Annotated in this window: 9 protein-coding genes; 8 read left to right on the top strand and 1 reads right to left on the bottom strand. The window is 33.3% G+C overall.

All coding sequences use genetic code 11. From position 1 onward, the window contains the following. Position 1: 1 nt before the first annotated feature. Positions 2 to 2,596 carry a YfhO family protein gene (locus KA909_RS06870; RefSeq protein WP_193839425.1) on the bottom strand — a complete coding sequence of 865 codons (2,595 nt, stop codon included), beginning with the start codon at positions 2,594 to 2,596 and terminating at the stop codon, positions 2 to 4. Between the two features lie 235 nt (positions 2,597 to 2,831). Between KA909_RS06870 and ylqF the strand changes: the two genes are divergently transcribed. The 8 genes from ylqF to trmFO all read left to right on the top strand — a co-directional run bounded on the left by ylqF (position 2,832) and on the right by trmFO (position 12,903). Next, the gene (ylqF, locus tag KA909_RS06865) at positions 2,832 to 3,719 is read left to right on the top strand and encodes a ribosome biogenesis GTPase YlqF (RefSeq protein ID WP_193839424.1); all 888 of its coding nucleotides are present in this window, start codon (positions 2,832 to 2,834) and stop codon (positions 3,717 to 3,719) included. Then, entirely contained in the window at positions 3,700 to 4,467 is a 768-nt protein-coding gene (locus KA909_RS06860) for a ribonuclease HII (RefSeq protein WP_210130066.1), read from the top strand. Before ylqF ends, KA909_RS06860 begins: the two co-directional genes overlap by 20 nt. 111 nt (positions 4,468 to 4,578) lie before the next feature. Further along, positions 4,579 to 5,745, top strand: a complete 1,167-nt coding sequence (gene sucC / locus KA909_RS06855; protein ID WP_053029276.1) for an ADP-forming succinate--CoA ligase subunit beta — start codon at positions 4,579 to 4,581, stop codon at positions 5,743 to 5,745. A 21-nt stretch (positions 5,746 to 5,766) separates the two neighbouring features. After that, complete coding sequence (gene sucD, locus KA909_RS06850) at positions 5,767 to 6,672, top strand: succinate--CoA ligase subunit alpha (protein ID WP_053029278.1); 906 nt, start codon at positions 5,767 to 5,769, stop codon at positions 6,670 to 6,672. A gap of 293 nt (positions 6,673 to 6,965) precedes the next feature. Then, on the top strand, positions 6,966 to 8,195 hold the full coding sequence (locus KA909_RS06845) for an aminoacyltransferase (RefSeq protein ID WP_210130065.1): 1,230 nt from the start codon (positions 6,966 to 6,968) through the stop codon (positions 8,193 to 8,195). A gap of 263 nt (positions 8,196 to 8,458) precedes the next feature. Then, entirely contained in the window at positions 8,459 to 9,322 is an 864-nt protein-coding gene (gene dprA, locus KA909_RS06840; protein WP_075108548.1) for a DNA-processing protein DprA, read from the top strand. A gap of 179 nt (positions 9,323 to 9,501) precedes the next feature. After that, positions 9,502 to 11,571: a type I DNA topoisomerase gene (gene topA / locus KA909_RS06835; protein ID WP_210130064.1), complete on the top strand. Its 2,070-nt coding sequence runs from the start codon at positions 9,502 to 9,504 to the stop codon at positions 11,569 to 11,571. A gap of 24 nt (positions 11,572 to 11,595) precedes the next feature. Then, positions 11,596 to 12,903 carry an FADH(2)-oxidizing methylenetetrahydrofolate--tRNA-(uracil(54)-C(5))-methyltransferase TrmFO gene (gene trmFO / locus KA909_RS06830; RefSeq protein ID WP_075108550.1) on the top strand — a complete coding sequence of 436 codons (1,308 nt, stop codon included), beginning with the start codon at positions 11,596 to 11,598 and terminating at the stop codon, positions 12,901 to 12,903. The last annotated feature ends 131 nt before the right edge of the window (positions 12,904 to 13,034 follow it).

The following is a 13,034-nucleotide window of genomic DNA, read 5'->3' as shown; positions in this document are numbered from 1 at the left end:
TTTACTTCCTCATCTTTCGTTTTTTTAAATTACCATTTTTAATAAATATAGCACTTAAAAGCATGCTTATGAGTGATGTGATAATCATAGTATTCCAGTAAGGTGGTTGATATTTGATGACAATCTGCTTAGCATTTTTATTGACTGAAACACCAGTCATCATATAATTAACTTTCTGAACTTTGGCAGGTGCACCATCTACGTACGCATGCATACCTTTACGGTAAGGAATATTAATGGCAGCAATACCACCATCATGATGATTAAGATTGACTTGAACACCATTTTTAATATCCTTATAACCAGCACTAAAATGAGCATCCCGATGTGCCTTTTTAAGCGTATCATAATTCTCACCATTTAATTGTTGTAAATCGATATAAAATTCGCCATCAGGTGAAAGGGTTATCGTAATATCACCATTTTTATCTGGTTGTGCTCGATAAAGTTGCGTATCTACCCCTGTACGATAAGTAGAGTTGTTAAACAAGCGATGATTAGCATAATTATTAATCGCAACTGTGTAATTACTATCAGGATTGCCTCGCTTAATCTTCATAGTTAAATAAAAGTCATCGTATTTATCACGTAAATGTTTCGGTAAATGTAGTTTTATTGTGCCACCTTGTTCACCGGTAACTTTATAGCGATGTTTACCATTAAGTTTAATATTCTGATGTTGGATATCGACTTTCGATAATAAATTCGGCGACGATGATTTATAAGACGTACCTTTATTATCCATTACGACACCGTTCAACATTGCATGTTCTCGATCGATAGCTGTGTTTAAAGATTTAGAATGATAGATGTTATTTGTTACTTTTACGCTTGGTAAGTTAAGTGAATTTTCATATATAGTGTATTGTCCACTTGTTTTAATTTTTTTAAAATAAGCAGGCAAATTGCCTTGGTAATCTTTCAACATCATATAGCGTACGGAGAAAAGGCTTGCGATATTTTGTCGACCATTTGTTGATTGATAGCGACTTAACGATTCTTCGGCAAGATTGATTTTAAGGGCATCGTAATAGTAATCTAGAATATTATGATGGAAGATGCTAGAATACAAACTCAATCCCTTAAAGTGTTGATACATCGGTGTATTATCCTGTTCATTTACACGCCAATCAATACGTTCATCTTCCCTTTTACTGTTATTCATTATATTGACTAAAGAACGTTGTAAATCTGAACTATATAAACTTGAGTTAATATAAAACGTATTCGCACGTTCTTCATGATCTTTAAAATAAATTTGATTTTTAATAAAGACGAAAGAAACCATTATGTTGAGTAAGAGAATGGATATTCCAAAAATATAACTTAAATTAATACGGTAATATCTGTCTTTTAAAATTAAAATAAGTAAACCTATAATTGAAACGATTGGTACAAGGATAAGCCAAGCTACAAATTTATGATACGTAATCGCACTGGCAAAAATGATGAGTTCAGCAATAATATTACTAAATACGTAAGTTTTAATTTTTAATGTTCTAAAATATTTCATGAATAACCCAATTAACATTGCTGAATTGAATGAAAGTATAAAATGCCAGCGTTTTTGTGGTGCGGAAAATCCATTAAACACCTGATCAATAAATGGCACAAAGCTGAGTAAGATAAACACTAGTGTTAACATGGCGAATAAGCGATAGTAGTAATGTTTATAAAGCTTAAAGCATAATAGCGCTTGAATTGTTAAGAAGAGTAACACAATTAAATAGTTATCAAAGAAGATATTTGTATTAATATTCAGCTTTTCAAAGGTATCCACCGTTCCAGAGAAGGGGACACGACGATTGTTTAGGAAGCTTTGAACACCATGGAAAAACATAAATAAACTGTTACCTAACCCTAAAATAGCACTAATTACAAATAATATTATCGCTTTACCGCGTGAAATAATATCTTTTGAATGTCTAAAGATGATACGAATAAGAATGTAACCTGCACCTATTAGACAAAGGTAATATGCAAAATAGAAATTATTTATCATGATCAGTGTGACTGTAACAATGAAAAGACCCAATTTCTGTTTTTGAAGCACGCGTTCAATCGAGAGCAGGAGTAACGGCAACCAAATGAAGACATCACTAAAGAATGGCCAATACACTGTAAAGCGATAATATAGTGGCGACATGACAAATAAAAACGCCATAATAAGACTTATCCACGTATTACGTGATAAGTACTTGCTATAAAGATAGGTACAATACATTGCAATTGCAGCTTTAATTATAGAGATAACGAGTGCATTTACCATCCAAAATAGTAAGCCTTGTGTGTTTATATGTATGATCGTTTTTAATAGTATGATACATAGAACATTGATAATAAATAGTATGTTCGTTGAAAAGTAATAACTTAAATCAGTGAAAAAGTCTCCACCTAATCCAAAATCAGAAGCATAAAAGAGGTTACCGTGACTCCACTTTTCAAATAAAAACATCTGAATCGGTACCATCTGTTCAATACCATCATTTGGCCCTGTAAATAATATACCGTCATGAATGAAGCGGTAAATAATATAGCTATGTCCTAAGAGTGACAAAGTAAAAAATATACCTATATATATAAATATTTTCTTCATAACTTACCTCTAATAATCGGATTGAAATTAAAATAGTACATTTAAATTGTAGGGGATAGTTCATATGAATAAAAGTAATTATGCTTTTTATCATGATTCCTTTTATTGCACTTTCTCGTTTTAAATGATGAATGCTAAAATAAAGGGTGAACCAATTAAACAGTGGCTCTTATTTATAATTTCAATTATAATCAACAAGTTAAAGTAAAATATAAAGAAAGTAAGGTGACAATCAATGGCAATACAATGGTATCCAGGACATATGGCAAAAGCTAAAAGAGAAGTTACAGAACAACTGAAGAAAGTAGACGTTGTATTTGAATTAGTTGATGCACGAATTCCATATAGTTCTCGTAATCCAATGATTGATGAAGTAATTAAACAGAAACCACGTGTGGTTATTCTCAATAAAAAAGATATGGCTAATTTAAATGAGATGCAGAAATGGGAAAGTTTCTTTATAGACAAAGGATATTATCCTGTTGCAGTCGATGCAAAACATGGTAAAAATTTAAAGGGCGTCGAAACTGCGGCGATTGCTGCAACAAAAGAAAAGTTTGAGCGTGAGAAAGCTAAAGGTCTTAAACCAAGGGCCATTAGAGCTATGATTGTGGGGATACCTAACGTGGGTAAATCGACATTAATTAATAAATTAGCAAGAAAGAATATTGCTCAAACTGGTAATAAACCTGGTGTGACAAAACAACAACAATGGATTAAAGTAGGACAGTCGCTACAATTGTTAGATACACCTGGTATCTTATGGCCTAAATTTGAAGATGAAACGGTTGGGAAGAAATTAAGTCTAACGGGTGCGATTAAAGATAGCATCGTACATTTAGATGAAGTTGCAATCTATGGTCTACAATTTTTAATTCATCATGATTTAGATGGATTTAAACAGCATTATAAAATTGATGTACCTGTAGATGCCGAAATATTAGAATGGTTTGATGCGATTGGTCGTCGACGCGGTCTTCTACAAAGAGGAAATGAAGTCGATTATGAAGCGGTTATTGAACTTATCATTAACGATGTACGTAATGCTAAAATTGGGACATATTGTTTCGACTTATATTCAGAAATGAAGTGTGAATTAGAAAATGACACAGACAATAAATGAAATTAAACGTATATTAGCTGACATACATTCATTAGATGAATTAGAGCAGCATGAATTTAACCAAGACACCCGTAAAGGTGTACATCAAGCTATATCAAGATGTCGTAAACAACTGCTTAAAGAACAAGACATTGTCGACCACTATTATCAAATGAATCAATTTGAGGATGCGTTGTTAGCTACCAATCCTCAAACATTAATCTGTGGGATTGACGAAGTGGGTCGCGGTCCGCTTGCAGGACCCGTGGTTGCGTGTGCGGTTATATTAAATCAAGGTCATCGCTATTTAGGTTTAGATGACTCTAAGAAAGTATCGGCGACTAAAAGACGAGTGCTAAATGCACAACTAAAAGAGGGTGTACTTGAATATGCCTATGGTATAGCAAGTCCTGAAGAAATTGATGAATTCAATATTTATAATGCAACCAAAATAGCAATGAATCGAGCTTTGACCCAACTGGTAAATCAGCCAGACCATTTACTCATTGATGCAATGGCTTTAGACACTCAAATCCCTCAAACATCGATTATTAAAGGTGATGCTAAAAGTGTATCAATTGCTGCAGCGAGTATAATGGCAAAAGAATATCGAGATGATTTGATGAGAGAAATTGCTGAGGAATATCCAGGTTATGAATTTGAAAAAAATGTTGGTTATGGAACGAAAGCACACTTAGAAGGTTTAGATAGCTATGGCATTACGCCTCATCATCGACGCAGCTTCGAACCAATCAAATCTATGACGTAATTATTTGAATTTTAAATTAATTGCAAAAAGTAGAATACTTTCAGTTTACAATAGCGCTTTCATTTTCTATAATTATAACTGAACTTAACCTAAGAAGTAGGAGGATGGAAGATGAATATCCACGAGTATCAAGGTAAAGAAATATTTCGTTCTATGGGCGTAGCCGTTCCAGAAGGACGAGTTGCATTTACTGCTGAAGAAGCAGTGGAGAAGGCAAAAGAATTAGACACTGAGGTTTATGTGGTTAAAGCACAAATCCACGCTGGGGGTAGAGGTAAAGCAGGTGGAGTTAAAATTGCTAAATCATTATCTGAGGTTGAAACTTATGCCAATGAATTATTAGGTAAGCAATTAGTCACACATCAAACTGGTCCTGAAGGTAAAGAAGTAAAACGTTTGTACATTGAACAAGGTTGCGATATTCAAAAAGAATATTACGTAGGTTTTGTTATTGATCGTGCAACTGATCGCATTACTTTAATGGCTTCAGAAGAAGGCGGTACTGAAATTGAAGAAGTTGCTGCTAAAACACCAGAAAAAATATTCAAAGAAACAATCGATCCAGTTGTTGGTTTATCACCATATCAAGCGCGTCGTATTGCTTTCAATATTAATATTCCAAAAGAATCAATTAACAAAGCAGCGAAATTCTTAATTTCTCTATACAATGTATTTATTGAAAAAGACTGCTCAATCGTTGAAATTAACCCATTAGTTACTACTGGAGACGGTGACGTTTTAGCGTTAGATGCTAAAATTAATTTCGATGATAACGCATTATTTAGACATAAAGATATTCAAGAATTACGAGACTTAGAAGAAGAAGATCCGAAAGAAATTGAAGCATCTAAATATGACTTATCATACATTGCATTAGATGGAGATATTGGTTGTATGGTTAATGGTGCTGGTTTAGCTATGGCTACAATGGATACAATTAATCATTTTGGTGGAAATCCAGCTAACTTCCTAGACGTAGGGGGCGGTGCTACAAAAGAAAAAGTTACTGAAGCATTCAAAATCATCTTAGGTGACGACAATGTTAAAGGTATCTTTGTAAACATCTTCGGTGGAATCATGAAATGTGATGTTATCGCTGAAGGTATTGTGGCAGCAGTTAAAGAAGTTGAATTAACTTTACCACTAGTTGTCCGTTTAGAAGGAACAAATGTAGAACGCGGTAAAGAAATCTTAAATGAATCAGGTTTAGCAATTGAACCAGCAGCTACAATGGCTGAAGGTGCACAAAAAATTGTTAAGCTTGTTAAAGAAGCGTAAGGAAAGGATGGGAACACTAAGATGAGTGTATTTATAGATAAGAATACTAAAGTAATGGTACAAGGTATTACAGGGTCTACTGCCCTTTTCCATACAAAACAAATGCTTGATTATGGCACACAAATTGTCGCAGGGGTAACACCAGGTAAAGGTGGACAAGTGGTTGAAGGCGTGCCTGTTTATAACACTGTTGCTGAAGCTAAAGAAGAAACAGGTGCTAATGTATCTGTAGTATATGTTCCAGCGCCATTTGCTGCGGACTCTATTTTAGAAGCTGCGGATGCAGATTTAGATATGGTAATTTGTATCACTGAACATATTCCTGTTGTAGACATGGTCAAAGTTAAACGTTATTTAGAAGGTAGAAAAACACGTTTAGTAGGACCTAACTGTCCAGGTGTTATTACTGCTGATGAATGTAAAATTGGTATTATGCCAGGCTATATTCATAAGAAAGGTCACGTTGGTGTTGTATCTCGTTCTGGTACATTAACATATGAAGCAGTTCATCAATTGACTGAAGAAGGTATTGGTCAAACTACAGCTGTAGGTATTGGTGGCGACCCAGTCAATGGTACAAACTTTATCGACGTGCTTAAAGCATTTAATGAAGATGAAGACACGAAAGCTGTAGTAATGATTGGTGAAATCGGTGGTACAGCTGAAGAAGAAGCTGCTGAATGGATTAAAGCTAATATGAATAAACCAGTTGTTGGATTTATTGGCGGTCAAACAGCGCCTCCAGGCAAACGTATGGGTCACGCTGGTGCAATCATCTCTGGTGGTAAAGGTACAGCAGCCGAAAAGATTAAAACATTAAATGATTGTGGTGTCAAAACTGCTGATACACCTTCAGAAATCGGTACAACATTAATCGAAGCAGCTAAAGACGCTGGTATCTATGAAGAATTATTAACAATTAAATAATGAGATTGTAAATCAATAAATGATCCACTATACTCCGTTCAAAGTATTATAACTTCTAAATACTTTGAACGGAGTTATTTTGTTTTAAAATACATCTCTTTTTATAATAAATTTCGAGAAATTTATTTGTTTTTTTATTTAATAGCGATATTATATTTATAGTGTATAAATGATAGGAGAGAACAACATGAAACGACAACATTTAATAATAAGACCACTTTGAATTTATGATTTGTACTGAAGACGTATCTTATATTAGGGCCATCATAAATGATTGGAAGTGAGTTTTAAATATGATTTTTACAAAGCTTAGCATAGAAGAATTTAATACATTCGTAGGTCATCATTTTTCATATTATACACAGGTAAATGATTTATACATATATCGTAAGGAACGACATTTAGGTGCTCACCTTGTCGGAGTGAAGGAAAATAACACTGTTATTGCTGCCTGTTTATTAACTGATGCTCGTATATTTAAGGTGTTTAAATATTTTTATACCCATCGAGGACCGGTGATGGATTATACTAATTTAGCGTTAGTTGAATTTTTCTTTAGAAAATTAACGCATTATGTACGTATGCGAAGAGGTGTTTTCATACTCGTTGATCCTTATGTCTTGGAGAATATAAGAAGTGCTGATGGTGAGATTATAGAACACTTTAACAATAAACAGTGGTTTAAGGTAATGCATAAATTAGGATACCAACATCAAGGTTTTACAACTGGTTATTCATCGATGAGTCAAATAAGATGGCATTCTATATTAGATTTAAAAGATAAAAGTGAACAACAATTATTAAAAGACATGTCATATCAAACAAGACGTAACATTATGAAGACAATTGAAATGGGTGTACAAATTAAAACTTTATCAATTAAAGAAACGAGTAGATTTTATCGACTGTTTCACATGGCTGAAGAAAAACATGGTTTTCATTTTCAAGAAGAACCTTATTTCAAACAAATGCTTGAAATTTATGGCGATAAAGCATGTATAAAGTTAGCTTATATTGATTTAAATAAGTATATAAATCTATTAAAACAACATGCGATAGAATTAGAAGAGGAAATGACTGAAATTAAACAATCATTAAAAGTGAATTCTAATTCAAAAAAGACAAAAACAAAATATCACCAATTAAATCAACAGCTAGAGAGCCTTTATAACAAAATAGCAAAAACTGAACAATTAATCATTACAGATGGTACATTATTAGATTTAGCAGCGGCATTATTTATTCATAATGCGCATGAAATGTATTATTTATCAAGTGGCTCAAATCCTAAATATAATGAATTTATGGGGGCATATCGATTACAATGGGATATGATATGTCACGCAAAAAAACTAGGTATTCATCGGTACAATTTTTATGGAATTACTGGTGACTTTGGCAATGAAGCAGAAGATTATGGTGTGCAACAGTTTAAAAAAGGATTTAATGCCTTTATTGAGGAATACGTAGGGGATTTTATTAAGCCAGTCAATAAATGTTTATACAAGCTATACCGAAAATGAGGAAAACTCATTGGGAACAACTAAATAAACGTTAACTTGAACGTTTCGTCTGCGGACACATGAAACTTGATAACTTCAAAATAATCTGAGACTTTTAAGTTTCAGATTATTTTATTTGTTTTAATCTATATTGGATAGTTTACATAATTCAATGTAGAAATTACTCATTAAGTGTTAATGAATATTTGTGCTAAATTGTATTGTAATTGAAATGTGCGCCAAAGACATATTTATTCTATAATGTTATCAAAGGAGACGACTTCATGATTAACAACGATATGATACTTTTGAAATTGATATGGGCGGGATATACGACACAACATCTTCATCATTTATTAAGATTGTATCCTGACTTTTTTAGCTACTCTAATAATGACCAAATTGGCACAATTAAAACCTGGGACACTCTATATCACCAAGGCCATTGTTACAATAAATTCTATGATCTAGACGAGAAAGATATTCTATCATTTCTTAACCAATATAATATAAATTTTATAACAATATTTCATGGGAACTATCCTAAACTATTAAAAGAAATTTACGATTATCCATTTGTATTATTTTACCGCGGTAAGATTAACTTGCTAACATCGTTAAATACATTAGGCGTTGTAGGCTCAAGAAGCGCAACACAGTATTCTGCTAAAGCAATTCAATACTTATTTCCACAATTTACGCATATTCCTTTAACAATCATTTCTGGTTTGGCGAAAGGTGCCGATAGTATGGCGCATCAATTCGCATTGAAATACCATCTTCCAACTATAGCTATCTTAGGTTATGGCCATTTACATCATTATCCCAAAGAAACTCAAAAATTACGCAATATAATTGAAGAAAAAGGATTAGTCATAAGTGAATATCCACCCTTTGACCGTATTAGACGCTATTACTTTCCGCAACGCAATCGATTGATAAGTGGTCTTTCTAAAGGTGTATTAATTACTGAAGCTCGGGTTAAGAGTGGTAGTCAAATTACTATTGATTGTGCACTAGAACAAAATAGAAATGTATACGTACTGCCAGGCTCACTTTTCAACCCATTAACGAAAGGGAATTTGAGACGTGCACAAGAAGGAGCGATGATTGTTACTAAAGCAGAAGATATCACTTGTGATTATTAACATTCTTAAATATAGCCGTTTTATTGTATAAATAATGTACATTTATTTCTAATATATAGCTAAAAATATTATTAAAATAAGTTTAAAAAACACATAAATAGAATTTAAACATTGACAAAATCAAAATTGACCGTTTATCATTTATCTTTAGTAATTGAAATAGCAAGGGGGAATTCACTTTGGCAGATAATTTAGTCATAGTTGAGTCGCCTGCAAAAGCTAAAACCATTGAAAAATATTTAGGTAAAAAGTATAAAGTGATAGCTTCTATGGGACACGTTAGAGATTTACCAAGAAGTCAAATGGGTGTCGATGTAGAAGATAATTTTGAACCGAAATATATTACAATTCGCGGTAAAGGTCCAGTAGTAAAAGATTTAAAAAAATACGCTAAGAAAGCTAAAAATGTCTTTCTTGCGAGTGACCCTGACCGTGAAGGTGAAGCGATTGCTTGGCATTTATCAAAAATTTTAGAACTTGATGATACAAAAGAAAACAGAGTAGTATTTAATGAAATTACAAAAGATGCGGTAAAAGAAAGTTTCAAACACCCTCGTGGCATTGAAATGAATTTAGTAGATGCACAACAGGCACGCCGTATTTTAGATAGATTAGTTGGTTATAACATTTCACCAGTTTTATGGAAGAAAGTGAAAAAAGGACTTTCAGCAGGACGTGTTCAATCTGTTGCTTTAAGATTAGTTATCGATAGAGAAAATGAGATTCGTAACTTTAAGCCTGAAGAATATTGGTCTATAGAAGGTGAATTTAGATATAAAAAATCAAAATTTACTGCTAAGTTTCTTCATTATAAAAACAAACCATTTAAGTTAAAAACTAAAAAAGATATTGAAAAAATCACAACTGAACTAGACGGCGATAAGTTTGAAATAACAAATGTGAATAAAAAGGAAAAAACTAGAAATCCTGCTAATCCGTTTACAACATCAACATTACAACAAGAAGCAGCGCGTAAGTTGAATTTTAAAGCGAGAAAAACAATGATGCTTGCACAACAATTATATGAAGGTATCGATCTAAAACGACAAGGCACAGTTGGATTAATCACATATATGCGAACGGATTCTACTCGTATTTCACAAACAGCAAAAGACGAAGCAAAAAAATATATTGAAGATAAGTATGGTAAAGATTATATTTCTAATCGAACAGCGAAAGGTAAACAAGGTGATCAAGATGCCCATGAGGCAATTCGTCCAACAAGTACTTTACGCACACCTGATGAAATGAAATCGTACTTAACGAGAGATCAGCATCGTTTATATAAATTGATTTGGGAACGTTTTGTGGCAAGTCAAATGGCACCAGCAATCCTAGACACGGTTGCTTTAGATGTTACTCAAAATAACATTAAATTTAGAGCGAACGGTCAAACAATTAAATTTAAAGGTTTCATGACACTTTATGTTGAGGCCAAAGACGATAAAGATAATGAAAAAGAAAAAAAATTACCAAATTTAAGTAAAGGTGATGAAGTAACTGCGACGCAAATTGAGCCAGCACAACACTTCACACAACCACCGCCACGATATACAGAAGCACGTTTAGTCAAAACATTAGAAGAACTAAAAATCGGTAGACCATCAACTTACGCACCTACTATTGATACAATCCAAAAACGTAATTACGTCAAACTTGAAAGCAAACGATTTGTTCCTACAGAATTAGGTGAAATCGTTTACGAACAAGTAAAGGACTATTTCCCTGAAATTATTGATGTGGAATTTACGGTTAATATGGAAACATTATTGGATAAAATTGCTGAAGGAGATATCGGGTGGAGAAAAGTAATTGATAACTTTTATGGAAGTTTCAAATTAGACGTTGAACGTGCTGAGGAAGAAATGGAAAAAGTTGAAATTAAAGATGAACCAGCCGGTGAAGATTGCGAAGTTTGTGGTTCGCCTATGGTAATTAAAATGGGACGCTATGGTAAATTCATGGCATGTTCAAACTTCCCAGATTGTAGAAATACGAAAGCGATTGTTAAAACGATTGGTGTTACATGTCCTAAATGTAAAGATGGAGATGTTGTTGAAAGAAAATCTAAGAAAAATAGATTATTCTATGGTTGCTCAAATTATCCCGAATGTGATTTTATTTCTTGGGATAAACCTGTTGGCCGTGATTGTCCTAAGTGTAATCATTACTTAATGGAACATAAAAAAGGACGTAGCTCACAAGTTATATGTTCTAACTGTGATTACAAAGAAGAAGTTCAAAAATAGATAGAAATTAAAAGGAGGAAAACCATGAGTCAAACTGTAAATATTGTTGGCGCAGGCTTAGCTGGTTCAGAAGCTGCTTACCAATTAGCTCAACGAGGAATCAAGGTTAATTTGATTGAAATGCGTCCTGTTAAACAAACACCAGCGCATCATACTGATAAATTTGCAGAACTAGTATGTTCTAACTCACTTCGTGGTAATGCTTTAACAAATGGTGTAGGTGTACTAAAAGAAGAAATGAGACGATTAGACTCGTTAATTATTTCTGCTGCTGATAAAGCAAGAGTGCCTGCTGGTGGTGCATTAGCAGTTGATCGACATGATTTTTCTGGTTACATTACTGAAACTTTAAGAAATCATCCAAACGTTACAGTAATTAATGAAGAAATAAATAGTATTCCTGAAGGGTATACGATTATTGCTACGGGCCCATTAACTACTGAAAATTTAGCTAAAGAAATCGTAGACATTACTGGTAAAGATCAACTTTATTTTTATGATGCTGCCGCTCCAATAATAGAAAAAGAATCCATAGATATGGATAAAGTGTATTTGAAATCACGTTATGATAAAGGTGAAGCAGCTTATCTTAATTGTCCAATGACAGAAGAAGAATTCAATCGCTTTTATGATGCAGTACTTGAAGCAGAGGTTGCACCAACAAATGAATTCGAAAAAGAAAAATACTTTGAAGGATGTATGCCTTTTGAAGTAATGGCTGAACGCGGACGTAAAACATTATTATTTGGACCCATGAAACCAGTGGGACTTGAAGACCCAAAAACAGGCAAACGTCCATTTGCTGTTGTTCAATTAAGACAAGATGATGCTGCAGGCACGCTATATAATATTGTTGGTTTCCAAACACACTTAAAATGGGGTGCTCAAAAAGAAGTCATTCGCCTTATCCCTGGTTTAGAAAATGTTGATATCGTTCGATATGGTGTCATGCATCGAAATACTTTTATTAACTCTCCTGACGTGTTAAATGAAAAGTATGAATTGATTAAAGAAAATCGAATTCAATTTGCAGGTCAAATGACAGGTGTTGAAGGCTATGTTGAGAGTGCAGCAAGTGGCCTTGTTGCTGGCATCAATCTAGCTCATAAAATATTAGATAAAGGTGAAGTAATATTCCCAAGAGAGACAATGATAGGTAGTATGGCGTATTACATCTCACATGCCAAAAATGAAAAGAATTTCCAACCTATGAATGCTAATTTTGGTTTACTCCCATCACTTGAAAAACGTATCAAAGATAAAAAAGAACGTTACGAGGCACAAGCAAATAGAGCACTCGAATATTTAGAAAATTATAAGAAAACACTTTAAAAATAATATAAACTTTATAATTGATAGAAAATGTGTCAATTCAAAGTTTTAAAGAATTCTCAAAAGATTTTGAATTCTATAGCTAATTGTTTTAGTCCCTTTCATGTTATATGCTACAATGCATATGATGG

Origin of the sequence: Staphylococcus sp. GDX8P54P (genome assembly GCF_017893165.1) — a bacterium.
Taxonomy (GTDB): Bacteria; Bacillota; Bacilli; order Staphylococcales; family Staphylococcaceae; genus Staphylococcus; species Staphylococcus borealis.
The sequence above is the reverse complement of the archived record's forward strand: the minus strand, read 5'-3'. Positions and strand labels throughout refer to the sequence as shown.

What these genes read in the sequence shown, in the direction of transcription:
- KA909_RS06870 (WP_193839425.1), bottom strand. Translation starts at nt 2,596, where the DNA reads ATGAAGAAAATATTTATATATATAGGTATATTTTTTACTTTGTCACTC.
- ylqF (WP_193839424.1), top strand. Translation starts at nt 2,832, where the DNA reads ATGGCAATACAATGGTATCCAGGACATATGGCAAAAGCTAAAAGAGAA.
- KA909_RS06860 (WP_210130066.1), top strand. Translation starts at nt 3,700, where the DNA reads ATGACACAGACAATAAATGAAATTAAACGTATATTAGCTGACATACAT.
- sucC (WP_053029276.1), top strand. Translation starts at nt 4,579, where the DNA reads ATGAATATCCACGAGTATCAAGGTAAAGAAATATTTCGTTCTATGGGC.
- sucD (WP_053029278.1), top strand. Translation starts at nt 5,767, where the DNA reads ATGAGTGTATTTATAGATAAGAATACTAAAGTAATGGTACAAGGTATT.
- KA909_RS06845 (WP_210130065.1), top strand. Translation starts at nt 6,966, where the DNA reads ATGATTTTTACAAAGCTTAGCATAGAAGAATTTAATACATTCGTAGGT.
- dprA (WP_075108548.1), top strand. Translation starts at nt 8,459, where the DNA reads ATGATTAACAACGATATGATACTTTTGAAATTGATATGGGCGGGATAT.
- trmFO (WP_075108550.1), top strand. Translation starts at nt 11,596, where the DNA reads ATGAGTCAAACTGTAAATATTGTTGGCGCAGGCTTAGCTGGTTCAGAA.